Source organism: Cellvibrio polysaccharolyticus, from assembly GCF_015182315.1.
GTDB lineage: Bacteria > Pseudomonadota > Gammaproteobacteria > Pseudomonadales > Cellvibrionaceae > Cellvibrio > Cellvibrio polysaccharolyticus.
This window is the reverse complement of record NZ_PRDL01000001.1, coordinates 3,008,848-3,025,040: the sequence shown is the minus strand read 5'-3', so window position 1 is coordinate 3,025,040 and position 16,193 is coordinate 3,008,848. Positions and strand designations below refer to the sequence as shown.

The following is a 16,193-nucleotide window of genomic DNA, read 5'->3' as shown; positions in this document are numbered from 1 at the left end:
AATGAATAAGAAGCCTGTAACACCGCTCTCTGCTGCTCTGGGTGCAGCTTTTTTTACGACAACTCTATTTCCTGCGGCGGTTGCTGCGCAGCAAACATCACACACTTCATCGGTTTCCAGTGCACCGGTCAGTGCGCCTGAAAAGCATTGTGCCGAGGGCCGCTGCGCCGAAGGCAAATGTGCAGCAAAAGCGCCAGCCGATGGTCAATGTGGCGAAGGCGTTTGCGCCACATCTGCACCCGCCGGCAAGGCCGTAACCTCTCCAGACACGGTTCGTAACCCGGAAGGTAAGTGCGCCGAGGGCAAGTGTGTTGAAGGTAAATGCGGTGCCCAATGATGCAGCTTTTGCCCGTAATCAAGCAGCTTTTTGCGGTGCAGGGTTAGGCTTACGCCGCAGTTTGATGGACGAATTATTGGCGAACGCAGACAAGCCGGATGCGCCGGATTTTCTTGAACTGGCGCCGGAAAACTGGATAGGTATTGGCGGGCTTCAGGGGAAAAAGTTGTCCGCGCTTGCCGAACACTATCCTCTCAGTTGCCATGGCCTGTCACTTTCTATTGGATCTTCCGCGCCCCTGGATCTGGAATTGTTACGGAATATTCGTCAGTTTCTGGATCGCTACCACATCAGTTATTACTCGGAACATTTGAGCTTTTGCAGCGATGCCGGGCATCTTTATGATCTGCTGCCAATTCCTTTCACGGAAGATGCAGTTGCTTACGTCAGTAACCGTATCCGCCAGGCGCAGGATATGTTGGGGCGGAAAATTGCGCTGGAGAACCCTTCCTGGTACAGCGATCCGGGTCATGAAATGTCGGAAATTGATTTTATCGTCGCGGTTGTTGAACGCGCTGACTGCGATATTTTGCTGGATGTTAATAACCTGTTTGTTAACAGCATCAATCACCAATACGACCCCGTTTCCTTTCTTGCCATGCTGCCACAACAGCGTATTTCCGGCTTTCATATCGCCGGTCACTTTCGGGAATCTGAAACACTGTGTATTGATTCTCACGGTACCCCGGTAATTGCTCCGGTCTGGTCCTTGCTTGAATCGGCCTATCAATTATCGGGTGTGAAACCGACGCTGCTGGAGAGGGATTTTAATATTCCGCCCATTGAGGATTTGTTGGCTGAACTCACGCTCATTCGCGGTTATCAGAATAGTCATTTTGCAACGTCGATCCACACCCGGCGGGCGGTGCGTTAAATGTTGTCTTTCCAAAAAAGTCAGCAGCAATTTACCCGCTACCTGCGCGGTGGAAATTCGCAACAAATCCCCGAAGGGAAAGCGGCAGGCTGGCAACTCTATCGTCATCTGGTTTATGAAAACAACCGGACAATGATAGAAAGCAGCTTTCCGGTGTGCTGGTCTTTTTTGCCGGTAACGGCGTGGCAGCAACTGATTGAGGAATTTCTGGCTAATGAAACTTCCCCAACTCCCTATTTTCATCAGGCCGGACGTTTCTTTATGGCGTTTGTTGTAACCCGTGCCGATCTTTGGAAACCCTTGTGTCCGTTTCTGGCGGAGCTGATGCATGTCGAGAATGCAGAAATGTCACTGGCCATCGCGCCTGACGAGCAGCCTTTCACCAATGGATCTGATTTTTCTTTTGCTCAAACCCGGCTGGGTATCTCAAGCCTGGCCTGGCCATTATTGTATGAGTATCCGGTACACGCCATATTGCGTTCGGGTGAGGCCTTGCCTGCTGGAGAGTTTCCGGTTTGTTTATTACTGTGGCGCACCGCTGATTACGCCATCAAACGGGTCGAGTTGGCACCGCTCGCCTTTGCTGTGGTGGAAATGTTGCACGCCGGGAGAGGAATGACGGGTGAGCAAATTGTGCAGAATCTGAGGGTGGCACTTCCCCATTCAGAGATGGATTACCTGCAGCAACAGGGAAGAGCGGTTTTGCAATATTTATGGGCTGAAGAAATCGTTGGTGATGCAGGCGATGACTTTTAGCGCAATGCGGACAGCGCACTTTTAGGGGGCGTAATATTATTTTTCAGCCAGTACTGTCCGATTTGCTGCAGCAGCTCGACAAAAGCATTGAAGCTGACCGGTTTTTGCAGATAGCTGTTTACCCCGAGGTTATAGCCTTCAATAATATCCGAGGTCTCATCCGAGGTGGTCAGAATAACTACCGGCGTGTGCTGGTAACTTCTGTGGCTGCGAATTTCCTGTAGCACTTCAAGGCCACTGATACCCGGCAAATTGACATCCAGCAGAATCAGATTGGGGTTACTGCCCACAGGGCGGTCACTGAATTTTCCCCGGGCAAACAAAAAATCGAGCGCCTCTTCGCCGTTACGGGCCACTTCAATTACGTAGTAGTGGCTACCGTTTTCCTGGCGGTTATTGCGCGAAAACCCCAATAACGCCAACTCAATGTCATCAGGATTGTCTTCCACTAGCAGTATGGTTTCCGTCGCCACTGTTCTTTTCCCTTGTCCATAGTGTGAAATAAAATGTTGCTCCCTCGCCCGGTGCCGATGAGGCGCGAACCTGACCGCCATGACGGGAAATAATACGTTGTACGGTGGTGAGACCTATGCCGGTTCCTTCAAATTCCTCGGCTTTGTGCAGTCGCGCAAATGGGCTAAACAGGCGACCAGCATAATTCATGTCAAAGCCTGCGCCGTTGTCTGACACATAATATACACATTCTCCTTCTTCCTGTTGTGTACCAAATCGAATTTCTGTAACTGTTTTTTGGCGGGAGTACTTCCAGGCATTGTCCACCAGATTGGTGAGCATGACCTCAAAGAAACGTTTATCGACGTCAGCATAAACCTCCTGTTCAATCCGCAGCTCCACCTTACGTTCCGGCTCCCGCTCCTGGAAGCCTTTGATAATCAAGGAAATCATCTCGGAAATGTTGTAACGCTTAACGTCCATTTCGCCCTGGGTGGTACGCGACAGTCGCAGAAAACTGTCAATCATATCCGCCATTTCATGGGTGCCGGCTTCAATGCGCGACAGATAATGGCGGCCTTTGTCATCAATAGTTTGTTGATAATCTTCGGCAAGAATGCGGCGGAAACCTTCAATGCGGCGTAATGGCGCGCGCAAGTCGTGTGAAACAGAATAGGAAAATGCCGCCAGCTCTTTGTTGGCAGCTTCGAGCTCAGCAGTTCTCTGGCGCACTTTTTGTTCGAGAACACTGTTCAGATAAAGCACTTCCTGTTCTGCCCGCTTGCGGGCGAGGATGTCAATTTCCAACTGAGCGTTGGTTTGACGGAGATCTTCATAGGCTTTTCTGAGATTGGACATCATGCCGTTAAAGGCTTGCACAACGTCATCCAATTCATCATTTTCTGCCTTGTCATTACGCTGTAATTGCAGGTGTGGCCCGTCTTCTTCCACCTGAACTTTACGGACATAGCGAGCAATATCGGTAAGGTGACGGGTGACCAGATAGTAGACGATACATAAAATAAACAGCGAGACGATAAAAGTTTTAACGCCCTGACTGAAAAAAATCACAATGACTTTTTCCCATAAGCGTTTAAATACTTCGGTCAGCGAGGCTTGAACATAAAGGGTGCCGATCATCCGGTCTTCGTCGTTGACCCGGTGGATGATGGGGTATTCACGGGATATCTGGCGAATGGTCAGTGGCGTGCCGCGGGTCAATTGTAAAGGGTTGGCAAATTGTTCGGATGCTTCTTCAACCCGTACGGATTGAATATCGGGAAGGTGTTTTATACCGTCCATTTGCAACTCCAACTGACGAACGTCCATGTTCCACAAGCTGGCACTGATGCTGGCGAGATAGCCACTTTCAATTTCATTCAAGCGACTTTCAATCACGCTAACGTCGCGTTTGAAGTCGGTATATAACTGAATGCTGGTGGCGATCAGCGTAATAAAAGAGCTGAAGAAGATAATATAAACCAGCAGTCGCCGGGCAATGCTGCGACCTTTGATAGCGGATATCACATTATCCTTATGTTCAATTACACGCATTTTATTTGTATATCCGTCAAAGCTATCGTAAGAGAGGGATGGAGCCTTTTTTGAAGGCTCCATCCGTTAAACAAATCAGAAGTGATATTGCTTCTGGATTTTTTCCAGTGTGCCGTCTTCTTTAATCGACACCAGAATTTTGTCGATAGCTTCCATTTGATCGAGGTTGGGTGAGTTGCGCGAGCATTGAAAAACCAGCGGAACCTCCAATACCGGGAAGGGTGCTTCCAATGAGTCACTCAGGCCTTCCTGTTCGGCCAGATACTGCAGTGTTGGAATTGCACCCACAATCGCATCCAGACGACCACGCGCTACTTTGCGTAGACCCATCAAATAATCTGTATCAAATTCTTTATGCAGATTCTCGTCATTATCGAATTCATCATTGACCAGTCCACCGCGAATTACTGAAAGCTTCAGGGGTTTGATGTCGTTGTACTCGCGAATATGCACCCCTTTGCGAGCAATAAATCCGATTCCGTGAGTTGCCACTACGCTTCCTTTTACCACCAGCTCATCCGGTAACGAAATCAGGATAGTGCAATCGCGTGTGCCGGCCTGCAGTTCTCTTTCAACACGCGCCAGGGGCGTGATGGTGATTTCAACTTCTTTCTGCAAACGCCTTTCCACTTCCTTGACGATTTCAACAAAGGCGCCTTCGTTTTCACCAGTCACCGGATTTTTGGAAGCCCATGGCGCTACGTCCAGAGAAATAAACGAGAAGGTATTTTCTGCAGCCTGGGTAACGCTGGCCGAGGCCGCGACCCAGGCCATAAAGAAAGGTGCCAGACCGCGAGTGAGTGAGCGGTGCAGGTTGCGGCGGCTTGATTGCCAATTGGTTTTTTTCATTGCGGTTACTCGGGCATAAAGGGCTGTTTTGAGCCGGTTTTAAAACGATTTTTCAGTGGTTGTCGTGATATTCGTCCTTTGCCGTGATTCCCTGAAATGTTCACCCGATCATTCTGGTCACGCATAACACAAGACAGTATAAATCTGTAAGGCACCAGTGTGAACGCCCATCACATTTTCTTTATGAAGTAGGGCTTCGCCTGTTGCCTTTCAACCCTTGTCCGGATGTCCATTCGGACAAATTCCCTTCGGTAATGATGACATTACCTTTTCTTTCTTTTGAGGTTTTTATTATGAACAATCGTATTCTTTTGGTCGTTGGCGATAAATTTGCAGCTTACATTCAGGGCAAAGATGCTATTACCGTATCCCAGCTGCGCGGTCTGTTAAGTTTGTCCATCCAGATGCTGCCCGGGCAGGATGTCACCATCCTCGTACCAGGCCAGGGTTTGGGCGATAGCACAGTGAAGCGTTTGCTGGAGGAGGCGGCGACCTCTCCTCATCTGGCCCGTTTTGATTTCAGTTTGTGGCACGCCCTGCCTAAACGGGCAGCATCCAGTGTTTCTCACAAACATGTTCAGGCCAACACGCTGATTTCCGAACCCCGTCAACGCACGGCTGATACCTACGAGTTGCATTTGTTGATCGATGAGGATTGTGAATTGATGAGTGACCATCAAACCGGTCAACACGTACAAGGCATGATCCTGATCGAAGCGACTCGCCAGGCGCTGTTGGCAGTTACCGAGCGTTTCCTGTTGCCTTCCAACGGTATTGATTACTCCTTCGTGCTTAGCGCGTTATCAGTCAGTTACAGCCATTACACCTTTCCGGTGGGTGCTGTGTTGCGTTGCGTTATTAACGAAGCCTCAATGGAAAATCCCCGTCGGTTGTCATTCTCGGCAGAGCTGTTTGTTGAGCAGTGCGGGCAGGTGGTTTCCACCTTTACGGTGTCCTTCGGTGCGATGGAAAAGCTGCGTATTAGCAAGCGGGAAAATATGCAGGCGGTGAAAACCCAGTCTGAATACCTCGCTTATGTAGCGGCCAATATGCAGCACTATGCCGAGGAATCTCTCGGTCATGTGGAAAATCTTTAATCCGACCCATCACAAAAGGAGAATGTTATGAATACTGCAGGAAAGTTAATGCATAACGATCAGATTTATGCTTTTTTTGATGTTGACGATACGCTGATTTCCGTAAAGAGCATGTTGAGCTTTCAGGAGTTCTGGTATGAACGCTTTAATGATGTCGAAGCGCAGTTGCGTTACTACGCCGATATTCGTCAACACATGCATGCGGATGCTTCATGGGAGTTTATGAACCGACTTTACTATCAGCATTTCAAAGGAAGGAAGGTGGCAGATGTCAAACAATGCGGCGAAGCCTGGTTTCAGTTTATGCACAGTAGCTGCGCGGCCTTTTTTAATCCGGTACCACTGGCGGAGTTGCGTTATCACCAGTATCACGGTCATGAAATCGTTTTTGTTTCCGGTTCATTTCCTGCGTTGCTACGACCTATCGCCGATTTTTTACGCGTGCGACATATTCTGGCTACAACCCTGGAGATTAAAGGAGGTATTTACACCGGGGATATTCTTGCACCGCAAACTATCGGTGAAGGTAAGGTTGAGGCTATTCAGCTGTTTTTGAATGCAACCGGAGGTGACGCACTTAACTGCTATGCCTATGGTGACGATATTTCAGACTTGCCGATGTTGGAATCGGTAGGAAACCCTATCGTTGTTAAAGGCGGCAGAAAGTTGGAGCACCACGCTTTGGATGTGGGTTGGAAAATTATTTCTCCGGTGTAACCGGAGGTACGAATGTAGTGAGTGATTGTGTCAGGTAATAAATGGTTCAATGGTCTTCGGCCATTTCTCCAGCTCCTGCCAGTGGCAGGAGCTGTTTGTTTCAGGCAGTGAGCTGGGCGGGAATGTCCACCCCATGAATAGGGCGGCTGAGATAGAAACCCTGTGCGAGATCGCAACCGTGGCTCTTCAAATAAAGATACTGTTCTTCGGTTTCAATTCCTTCCGCGACAACTTGCATATTCAAACTGCGCGCCATGGAAATTATGGTGTCTACCACTCTTTGGGTTGGCTCATTGTGGCAAACATTGTCGACAAAGCTGCGATCAATTTTCAGCGTTTTAAACGGGAATTTCTGCAAATAGGACAGTGACGAATAGCCGGTTCCGAAATCGTCTATAGACAGCCTTACACCCAATTCGCCGAGCGCGCGAATGTTGGCCAGTGTCTGGTCATCGTTTTGCATAATCACCCGCTCGGTAATTTCCAGCTCCAGCAAATTGGCCGGCAGTTGGTTGAGCTGCAATTGTTGCGCAACAAAATCGGCATAGTCGGGCAGCCGAAGTTGCTTGGGCGATACATTGAGCGATAAACGCAACGGGCGTTGATGATCCTGCATGCGCATGGCCAGCTCGCTACACGCGGTAATCATGACCCACTTATCGATATCCTGTATGACCCCGATTTCCTCAGCGACCGGAATAAAGTCGCCCGGCAACATCAGTGAGCCATCCGGTTGATGCCAGCGAACCAGTGCTTCATAACCGCTGATGGTTTCTGTTTGCATGTTGTAGATGGGTTGATATTGCAATACCAGACTTTGGGTTAACAGCGGGCTTCTGAGCCGTGCCTCCAAATCCAGTTGTGCCATCAGGCGAATATTGATTTCTTCAGAGTAGTACTGGTAGCGGTTGCGCCCGCGCTCCTTGGCCTGATACATCGCGAGGTCAGCATTGCGTTGCAATACGTCCGCCGTGCTACCGTCTTGCGGAAAGAGGGCAATGCCAATACTGGCCGTTACCGCAAATTCCTTGCCCTGAACCATAAAGGGGCGGGAGAAAAGCTCGATGATCCGGTTGGCAATGGTGGTGCCATTGTGTTTTTCGGTGACCTTGGGAATCACAATGACAAATTCATCGCCGCCCATGCGTGCGAGCGTGTCACGGTGATAAATGCAACCGCTCAAACGAGCAGCAGCTTCTTTTAGAACTTCGTCGCCACTGGCATGACCCTGGGTGTCGTTTACATTTTTGAAACGATCAAGGTCAATACAGATTACGGCCGTCTGGTGGCCTTCGCGGCCAGCTTTGCCGAGCGCCTGATGCAAGCGTTCGCGCATCAACACGCGGTTGGCAAGCCCGGTCAGGTCATCGTGGCGTGCCTGATGCAACAATTGTTCTTCGTAGTTGCGTCTTACGGTGATGTCTTCCTTGATGATAATAAAGTGGGTAATGTCAGCGGAGTCATTGCGTAGCGGCGAGATGGTGACGTATTCCCAGAAAACCTGGCCGTCACGTCGGATACTGCAAAACTCACCACGCCAGTCAGTGCCGGCATCAATGTGTTCTCTCAGGGTGCGCATGGCTTCGGTGCCACCCTGTTCCAAAATGGTAAAGCCGAGGTCACGACCAATCGCATCAGCGGCATCGTAGCCGGTGATTTGCTCGAATTTGCGATTGACGTATTCAATAACGCCACGGGGGTCAGTAATAAGAACAGAAACAGGGCTTTGTTGTACGGCGCTGGACAGGATGCGGACCTTGTCTTCGGCCAGGCGTCGTTGCCGGCGCACATCGGCTTCGCGAATCTCCCGCTCAATGGCAGGCACCAGACGCGCCAGCGCCTCTTTGTTCATGAAATCATGGGCGCCTTGCTTTAGCAGGCTGACGGTATCTTCCGCGTCAACAGCACCGGAAGTAATAATGAAAGGAATATCCTGACCACTGGCTTTCAGGGTCATAAGCGCATCTTCTGCGCTGAAATTGGGCATGCGGAAATCGCACAGGATAATATCCCACGTGGTTTTATCCAGCGCTGCAAGCATGCCGGGGCGCGTTTCGACCCGTTCTGCATAGGGAGAGAATCCGCCGCGTATCAACTCGGTGGTGGTCAGTTCTGCGTCTTCTTCCGAATCTTCAATAAATAGTACGTTAAGCGACTTGCCCATTAATCCTATCCACTTGTTCTGCAAACGTCGGCTATCAGGATTTGCTAACTGAGTCCCTGTATTTCTGGGTGCTAACCTGCGCTATGGAAATTTTATATGACGTCTCGATCTTCCAGCCTCAACACTGCCGGCCCCCCAAATTGCGCTTTACTTTAATAGTTGCCGCAATAAAAATCCAGATGCGGGTTAGTGCCTGTTTACTGTGCAACACATCCGCATGCGGGGTATCGCCTTTCCACGATCAGGTTTCTGAAGCATAACAGGGGCGTTAAATGTTAGGCGGTAAATTTTGGTGGGTTTGATGATAACCGCGCCACTATCTGTAGTGAACGCTATTTGACGAACGGTTTATTCATCATTAGGTCAGGTAATTTTTATGGGCAAAATTACCCCGCTGCGCTTCCCCGGCTACTATGAGTGTTTTCGGGAGATCGGCGGTTTAACACGAAACTTGCAGAAACCCCCGGCTTACCGCGAAGAGCGCGTGTATAATTCGTTTCGGAATTCCCCCGTGGATTAACAGCTACCCGATTTTTTCGCAGATTGTGGATAATTATGGCTATTTTGAAAAGTATATTGCCCTCAACCCTCGGCGCTACGCTGATGTTGTCAGTGTGTTTGCCGGTCATGGCTAATGAGGAGCAGGATCGCTGGCAGGGTTACAACCGGGCAATGTATTCCTTTAATACCACGGTGGATAAATACACGTTAAAACCGCTGGCCAAAGGCTATGTTTACGTGACGCCTTCGGTGGTTAGAAAAGGGGTCAGCAATGTCTTCTTTAATATTCGCGAAGTGCCCAGCGCACTTAACGGCCTGTTGCAAGGCAAGCCCGGCAGCGCGGCGCGGGATACCGGACGGTTTTTAATCAACAGTACGGTTGGCTTATTGGGTATTTTTGATGTCGCCAGCCGGATGGGCATACCTTCCAGCGGGCATGAAGACTTCGGCCAAACGCTTGCGGTTTGGGGCGTGGGGCAGGGGCCTTATGTTGTACTTCCGTTTTTAGGCCCGAGCACCTTGCGCGATTCTTTTGCCTTGCCGGCTGACTGGTACACCGATCCTCGCACCTATGTTGACAATGTAAGGGTTCGCAATACCCTTACCGGTTTGAATCTGGTGAATGTGCGGGCCAATCTCTTTGAACTGGAGCAGCACATCACCGGCGATCAGTACACCTTTGTGCGCGATGCTTATCTGCAACATCGAAACTATCTCATCCTTGATGGTGCAGTCACCGACGATTTTGGTATGGACGACGATTTCGCCGATGACATCGACTTTGAGTAGTCTCGCGGGTTTGTGTCAGTCAATAATCTCCAGAATTTCCAGGCCTGACTCCCAGGTCTGCTGATTCGTCGTTTCGCTTCGCACCACCCGTGCCCTGGCGCTCAATGTCGGGGCATGGCCATAATGAGAGCTGACCTCTGCCAGCAGGGTGACATCTTCTGGCAGTTTTTCACGGGTTGCCACCAGCAAGCCGCTACCGCTCAGGTTGATGCACTCTCCCTTCAAGGTTTTTTCGTCAAGTTTCAGTGTGACTTCAGTTCCTGCCGGGATGTTCATTCTGATGAAATTCCGTTTTTCACTGTATGATTGGTCCTCGCGGCTCATGCCAGGTTCTCCTGCTGTTTTTATGGGGTCAAAAACTGTTTCCCGAACTCGAATTGGCGGGAATTTAAGTGTAGCATAGCCGTCTGCCAAGGCAGCGGTTGGCGCGTAGATGAATTTGTTGCGTGCTCTCTGATAAGCAGGTACTGTTTGCGCCTCGCTACCTTTCACAATTCCACCGGCTTTATAGGGCTAGGAATGTCAGACCTGAGCAGAAGGCTACTGATCATTGATGACGATGCACCCGTTCGTCAAAGTATCGCCGCGTACTTGCATGACAGTAATTACCATGTTCTTGAAGCCGCCAATGGCGCAGAAGGACTGGCTCTGGTGCAGCAACAATGCCCTGATCTGGTAATTACCGATTTGCGTATGCCGGGTATTGATGGCCTGCATGTTCTACAACAACTTCATGAACACTCCCCCGATTTGCCTGTTATTGTTATTTCCGGCGCCGGTGTTATCGGTGATGTGGTGTCGGCTTTACGCTTGGGCGCGCGTGATTATCTGATCAAGCCTATTCTTGATATGGAAGTGCTGGTGCACTCGGTTGCCAAAGCTCTGGAAAACCGTGACTTGTTGATGGAAAACCAGCGCTATCGGGAAAAGCTCGAACAGGCCAACCGCGGCCTGCGGGAAAATTTGCGAGTGCTGGAACGCGACCAACTGGCCGGCCGTCAGGTGCAGCGACGCCTTATGCCTTCGCGGCTGCTGACTGCAGAAGGCTATGAAATCGCCCACCACATTGTACCTTCGCTCTATCTGAGCGGCGACTTTGTCGATTATGCACATATTCGCAAACGTTACTTGGCCTTCTATTTGGCGGATGTTTCCGGGCACGGCGCATCTTCCGCGTTTGTAACTATCTGGCTGAAGCATCTGGTCAGTCGCATGGTGCGGGAAGAAGGGCTGTTCGGCGATGGTGATTCGTTCGAGACCGGTGCCGATCTCATGTTGCAAACGGTGAACCGTGAATTGCACGAAACCCGCCTCAATCACCATCTGACTTTTTTTGTCGGTGTGATTGATACCCACACCCATCAAATGCGTTATGTCGTGGCCGGCCATTTGCCCATGCCCATTCTGGTGCAAGGCGACAAGGCCGAGTATTTGCAAGGGCAGGGGCGCCCGGTAGGTATCTTCAAGGATGCGCACTGGAAAGTGCACAAAGTGGCCTTGCCGGAGAACTTTTCATTGATTTGCTTTTCTGATGGCGTGCTGGAAATTATGCCGCCGAAAGATTTGCAGGAGAAAGAAGCCTGTTTACTGGATCAGGTTGCCGGAAATGCAGCCAGTCTGGAAAGTGTATGTGATGCCTTGTCCATCCGCTCCATTAATGATGCGCCGGATGACATCGCAATTTTGACCATTACCCGAGGTAAATGATATGCAGCCCGGCCAGATTCTGGTTGCTGACCAACAAGGCGTTTATGTCATCAAGATGATTGGTGACGTGCGATTAACGCTTTGTATTTCTTTTGATCGTTTCATTGAAAAAATGCTGGGACAGCCGGATTTTTCCATGGTGCTGTTTGATCTCTCCCAGGCATCCGGTATTGATAGTACTACGCTCGGATTAATGGCGCGGATTGGTATTCAGGTCAATGAGCGCTATCAGGTAAGGCCTGTGGTATTTTCCGATAACCCGAGCATTAATCGTGTGCTGGAAAGTATGGGGTTTCAGGATATTTTCTGTATCGTCAACCAGGCCAATATACCGCTGGTGCCTGAACAATCACTGGATCAGCAAGTGGAGCCGGAAAGTCTGGTGAAGCAAAAAGTCCTGGATGCGCACAAGGTTTTGATGGGATTGAACACTAGTAACTTTGATAATTTTTGCAATTTGGTGAAAATGCTGGAAACCCCGCCTGCCGGTTAATTGCTAACGGCAATTTAGCTCTTCTGTGACTACCTGTCTGAAATTATTGGCAGTTCGTATTAATCTACTGAAAGCGTGTTTTTCGCTCGCAGTCGTGCGCGTAGAAATTCGCTGTGCGGAACATAGATAAGATCTGCCACTTTTCGAATGACATACTCTTCGTATTTATCCAGTTCACCGTCAATATAAGCCAGCTGCCACATCGCGGCTAACAGCTGTAATTTCTCTTCATCGTTGCACTCCCGATTGATCCACTGCGTAAACTGGTGCAGCGAGGTTGCGTCGGAAGATTGTTCTTTGGCGATCTCTATCAGGTCGTCCAGCTGTTCGGCTGTCAGCTGAAATTTGGCTTGCAGCAACAAGGGCAGGTGATCAAGTTCCTGCTGGCCAATATGATGATCGGCACGGGCAACTTCCACCAGTAACGCAGCCACCGCTAATTGCTTGCGCGAAAAAGCAGCCTCGGGAGATGACGAAACGTCACCTGTCGGGGACAGATGACGTTCGAAAAAGCGGGATAACTTATTGAGCACGGTCTTTCAGTAAGTTTTCCAGGTTGATCTGATCCTTAACGAAGTTACGGATACCGTCAGCCAGTTTGTCAGTTGCCATGGCATCATTGTTCACTGCCAGGCGGAAGGAAGACTCGGTGTCGATCAGCTTCTCAATTTTCTCGCCTACATGATCCGGAGACAGACGACGTTCCAGTTTGCCGGTATCGTTTTCCAGTTCCTGCAGCAATTGCGGGCTGATGGTCAAACGGTCGCAACCGGCCAAGGCTTCAATTTCACCCAGGTTGCGGAAGCTTGCGCCCATTACCACTGTTTTGTAACCGTGTTGTTTGTAGTAGTTGTAGATGTGGCGAACAGACAGCACACCTGGATCTTCTTCCGCGGTGTATTCTTTTTTGTCGGTGTTGGATTTGTACCAATCCAGAATACGGCCTACGAACGGAGAAATCAGGAATGCACCGGCGTCGGCACAGGCTGCTGCCTGGTTGAAACCGAACAACAGCGTCAGGTTACAGTTGATGCCTTCTTTTTCCAGAATCTCGGCGGCACGGATGCCTTCCCAGGTAGAGGCCAGTTTGATCAGCACGCGGGATTTATCAGCACCACCTTTGGCGTAGAGGTCAATCAGCTGATGCGCTTTTTCAACGCTGGCTTTGGTGTCGAAAGACAGGCGGGCATCTACTTCAGTAGAGATGCGGCCTGGAACAATTTTGAGAATCTCAAGGCCAATGGCAACGGCCAGGTGGTCAGCTGCAGCAGACAATTGAGCAGCGCTGCCTTGCACGTCTTTGGCGGCGGCGATGGATTTGGCTACCAGCTCATGGTATTGCGGCAGTTGAGCTGCTTTATAAAGCAGTGACGGGTTGGTGGTTGCATCGAGCGGCTTGTACAAGCGGATGGCTTCAATGTCACCGGTATCGGCAACCACATCGGTAAATTGTTTTAACTGTTCAAGTTTGCTGGTCACGTTATCATTCCTGTCTGAGCGGTTAGCAATTCAAAAATACAAAAACCTGTCTATCTATTCAGCGCCAGGTTTCTCCCATCCGGATAGTGTTCCGGTATTGTAATACTTATTACGCCAGCTCGAAAGTTGGCGGCTACTCTGGTTGGACGTGCACTATAACAGGCTGGCAGTCGGGTTGTTATCGACGGCGTAGACATGTTCCAGTGCCCGTTTCAAAACATCAATGCCGGCTGTGCGCGGGTGCGCTTGCTCGCTGAGCGTGCGGCGAAACTGACGGGCACCTGGCAAGCCCTGGTAAAGCCCGGTGATATGCCGGGTCAGGTGATGAAGACGTGTTCCCTCGGCCAATTGTTCCTCACAATAGGCGATAAACTGCTCCATTACCGTTTGTCTGGTCAACTTTTGTGCACCAGTGCCGTAAATCTCCCGGTCTACTTCACTGAGTAACCAGGGGTTGCTGTAGATTTCGCGACCCAGCATAACGCCGTCCACTTTTTCCAGCAGCACCTTGCTTTGCTCCAGCGAAGTAATGCCCCCATTGATAATAATCTCCAGTTCGGGAAACTCGGCTTTCAGCTGAAATACCCGTTCATATTGCAGTGGAGGAATATCGCGGTTTTCCTTGGGGTTGAGACCTTTAAGCCAGGCTTTGCGGGCATGCACGATAAATGTCTTGCAGCCGGTGTCGGAGATGGTTTTGACGAAGGCGGCCATGTCGTCATAGTCGTTCATCTCATCAATTCCAATGCGGTGCTTGATCGTCACCGGCAGGCGAGTGGCCTGGCGCATGGCATCCATGCAGTCGGCTACCAACGCCGGCTCTGCCATCAGGCAGGCACCAATTTTTCCGCTCTGCACCTTATCACTGGGACAACCGCAATTGAGGTTGATTTCATCGTAACCAAAATCTTCTGCGATACGGGCACATTCCGCCAGATCAGCCGGGTTGCTTCCGCCCAGTTGCAGTGCAACCGGATGCTCTGCGGTCTTGAACCTTAAAAAACGCTGCCGATCGCCCTGTAAAAGAGCGCCTGAAGTGACCATTTCGGTGTATAAAACAGTCTCTTTGCTCAACATGCGCCAAAAATTGCGACAATGGGTATCAGACCAGGACATCATCGGAGCGGCGCAAAAACGGCGGTTAATGGCGGGTAAAGTAGCGGAGTCGGTCATATTTCTGTCTGATAAGGGAGGCGCTGGCAAAGAGATCATTCTATCATGTATCGATCCGCGTATCAGGTGTCGTCCAGATGCACGCGCGGGCTTTAAGCTATGTGCTGGTGTAGCAGATCGCATAGCTGTTCTCTCGCTAGCGATTGTGAATAAATTTTAGTGTTTAAGGATGTAGTAATGAAAAGTAAATTGGTTGTGGCTCTGTCGGCATTGGGTTTTTGCGCTTTTGCATCGGCCGAACCGGAGCAGCCCTGGGAAGTTAAAGCCGAGCTTGGTGTTATTGCAACATCCGGTAATACTGAAACTACCAGCATACAAGCCAAGCTTGATGCAAAACAGTATACGCCTCGCTGGCATAATCATTATGTGTTGAACGGTCTGTTCAAGCGCGATCAGGTAACACGTGATGATGGCACCAAAACAAAAGAAGATACCGCTGAAAAATATTTTGCTTCTGCAAAAACTGCTTATCAGCTGGATAACGACACCAGCAACCTGTTCCTGTTTGGTTCGCATACCGACGATAAATTCGGTTCATACAGTGAGTATTCCACGGTGGCAGTTGGTTATGGCGCTCGTGTTTTTGAAACCGACACCATGAAACTCGATGCTGAAGTGGGTCCCGGTTATTTCCGGGCCAAGCAAGTGCTTAATGATGAAACCACGGAAAGAGAAGATGGGTTTTTGCTGCGTGGTGCGGCCAGTTTTAATTGGCAATTCACGGAAACCGCAGAATTTAACCAAACCGTGAGTGTTGAATCTGCCCAGGAAAATACTCGCACTATTGCAGAATCATCGGTCAGTACCCGCATCAACAATTCCATGCAGTTGAAAGTGGGCTTTAACGTTTCCAATGATAGCGATGTTGCTCCCGGTAAAAAGAAAACCGATACCACCAGCTACGTGAATCTGGTTTACAGTTTTTAATCTATGAAAAAACCGGTGCTTGCTGTGGCAGGTGCCGGTAATTTTCAGTAGCGGCCCGCTGTTTTGGTTGCGCGGCTGAAAAGCGGTGGAGTCATTGTTTTGCCGCCCACTTTGTTTGATTGCCTAATAAAAATTGATCTTTTGTGCTCTACTTTCTCCCGGTTTCTGAATCCTATCGCCGTTTAAACGGATGCTGATAGTCATCAATTTTTGTAATCTGTTTGTTCTAATAGTCATTTTTACTCTATAGTTCGGCTCGAAGTCCGCACAATAATTAGGTATTCTCTTGCGCACTACGCCCGGTTGATTTTGACAGCAGGCGC

General features: G+C 49.8%; 17 protein-coding genes. 9 read left to right on the top strand and 8 right to left on the bottom strand.

Annotation, left to right across the window (positions count from 1 at the left end):
- Position 1: 1 nt before the first annotated feature.
- Genes C4F51_RS12930 through C4F51_RS12920 form a run of 3 tightly spaced genes read left to right on the top strand, consistent with a single transcriptional unit; the run spans position 2 to position 1,967 of the window.
- Positions 2-337: an HvfA family oxazolone/thioamide-modified RiPP metallophore gene (locus C4F51_RS12930; RefSeq protein ID WP_193910429.1), complete on the top strand. Its 336-nt coding sequence runs from the start codon at positions 2-4 to the stop codon at positions 335-337.
- Positions 309-1,211: an HvfB family MNIO-type RiPP peptide maturase gene (locus C4F51_RS12925; protein WP_328701372.1), complete on the top strand. Its 903-nt coding sequence runs from the start codon at positions 309-311 to the stop codon at positions 1,209-1,211. The genes C4F51_RS12930 and C4F51_RS12925 overlap by 29 nt, the downstream gene beginning before the upstream one ends.
- Positions 1,212-1,967, top strand: a complete 756-nt coding sequence (locus C4F51_RS12920; RefSeq protein WP_193910427.1) for an HvfC family RiPP maturation protein — start codon at positions 1,212-1,214, stop codon at positions 1,965-1,967.
- Here C4F51_RS12920 and C4F51_RS12915 read toward each other — a convergent pair.
- The 3 genes from C4F51_RS12915 to C4F51_RS12905 form a co-directional block, all read right to left on the bottom strand.
- Positions 1,964-2,416 (bottom strand): response regulator, encoded by a 453-nt coding sequence (locus C4F51_RS12915; protein WP_193912668.1) that lies wholly within the window; start codon positions 2,414-2,416, stop codon positions 1,964-1,966. The genes C4F51_RS12920 and C4F51_RS12915 overlap by 4 nt on opposite strands.
- A complete protein-coding gene (locus tag C4F51_RS12910) occupies positions 2,400-3,974 on the bottom strand; it encodes a sensor histidine kinase (RefSeq protein ID WP_193910425.1) in 1,575 nt (524 codons plus the stop codon). Before C4F51_RS12910 ends, C4F51_RS12915 begins: the two co-directional genes overlap by 17 nt.
- 75 nt (positions 3,975-4,049) lie before the next feature.
- A complete protein-coding gene (locus C4F51_RS12905; protein WP_193910423.1) occupies positions 4,050-4,823 on the bottom strand; it encodes a substrate-binding periplasmic protein in 774 nt (257 codons plus the stop codon).
- A 293-nt stretch (positions 4,824-5,116) separates the two neighbouring features.
- On the opposite strand from C4F51_RS12905, the gene C4F51_RS12900 reads away from it, so the two are divergent.
- Complete coding sequence (locus tag C4F51_RS12900; RefSeq protein ID WP_193910421.1) at positions 5,117-5,920, top strand: AfsA-related hotdog domain-containing protein; 804 nt, start codon at positions 5,117-5,119, stop codon at positions 5,918-5,920.
- Between the two features lie 27 nt (positions 5,921-5,947).
- The gene (locus tag C4F51_RS12895) at positions 5,948-6,637 is read left to right on the top strand and encodes an HAD family hydrolase (RefSeq protein WP_193910419.1); all 690 of its coding nucleotides are present in this window, start codon (positions 5,948-5,950) and stop codon (positions 6,635-6,637) included.
- A gap of 100 nt (positions 6,638-6,737) precedes the next feature.
- On the opposite strand, the gene C4F51_RS12890 is transcribed toward C4F51_RS12895, so the two are convergent.
- Complete coding sequence (locus C4F51_RS12890; protein ID WP_193910417.1) at positions 6,738-8,801, bottom strand: GGDEF domain-containing response regulator; 2,064 nt, start codon at positions 8,799-8,801, stop codon at positions 6,738-6,740.
- Positions 8,802-9,356: 555 nt separating this feature from the next.
- Between C4F51_RS12890 and C4F51_RS12885 the strand changes: the two genes are divergently transcribed.
- Positions 9,357-10,091: an MlaA family lipoprotein gene (locus tag C4F51_RS12885; protein WP_235992332.1), complete on the top strand. Its 735-nt coding sequence runs from the start codon at positions 9,357-9,359 to the stop codon at positions 10,089-10,091.
- Positions 10,092-10,106: 15 nt separating this feature from the next.
- Here the strand turns inward: C4F51_RS12885 and C4F51_RS18350 are convergent, their stop codons facing one another.
- Positions 10,107-10,583, bottom strand: a complete 477-nt coding sequence (locus tag C4F51_RS18350) for a PilZ domain-containing protein (protein WP_193910415.1) — start codon at positions 10,581-10,583, stop codon at positions 10,107-10,109.
- A 27-nt stretch (positions 10,584-10,610) separates the two neighbouring features.
- Between C4F51_RS18350 and C4F51_RS12875 the strand changes: the two genes are divergently transcribed.
- On the top strand, positions 10,611-11,798 hold the full coding sequence (locus C4F51_RS12875; protein ID WP_193910413.1) for a SpoIIE family protein phosphatase: 1,188 nt from the start codon (positions 10,611-10,613) through the stop codon (positions 11,796-11,798).
- A 1-nt stretch (position 11,799) separates the two neighbouring features.
- The gene (locus C4F51_RS12870) at positions 11,800-12,291 is read left to right on the top strand and encodes an STAS domain-containing protein (RefSeq protein ID WP_193910411.1); all 492 of its coding nucleotides are present in this window, start codon (positions 11,800-11,802) and stop codon (positions 12,289-12,291) included.
- Between the two features lie 59 nt (positions 12,292-12,350).
- On the opposite strand, the gene C4F51_RS12865 is transcribed toward C4F51_RS12870, so the two are convergent.
- The 3 genes from C4F51_RS12865 to dusA form a co-directional block, all read right to left on the bottom strand.
- Positions 12,351-12,824, bottom strand: a complete 474-nt coding sequence (locus C4F51_RS12865) for a tellurite resistance TerB family protein (RefSeq protein ID WP_193910409.1) — start codon at positions 12,822-12,824, stop codon at positions 12,351-12,353.
- Positions 12,814-13,770, bottom strand: a complete 957-nt coding sequence (gene tal, locus C4F51_RS12860; RefSeq protein ID WP_193910407.1) for a transaldolase — start codon at positions 13,768-13,770, stop codon at positions 12,814-12,816. The genes C4F51_RS12865 and tal overlap by 11 nt, the downstream gene beginning before the upstream one ends.
- Before the next feature lie 153 nt (positions 13,771-13,923).
- On the bottom strand, positions 13,924-14,943 hold the full coding sequence (dusA, locus tag C4F51_RS12855; protein ID WP_193910405.1) for a tRNA dihydrouridine(20/20a) synthase DusA: 1,020 nt from the start codon (positions 14,941-14,943) through the stop codon (positions 13,924-13,926).
- A gap of 177 nt (positions 14,944-15,120) precedes the next feature.
- Here dusA and C4F51_RS12850 point away from each other — a divergent pair, with 177 nt between their 5' ends.
- On the top strand, positions 15,121-15,870 hold the full coding sequence (locus C4F51_RS12850) for a DUF481 domain-containing protein (protein WP_193910403.1): 750 nt from the start codon (positions 15,121-15,123) through the stop codon (positions 15,868-15,870).
- Positions 15,871-16,193: the final 323 nt, after the last annotated feature.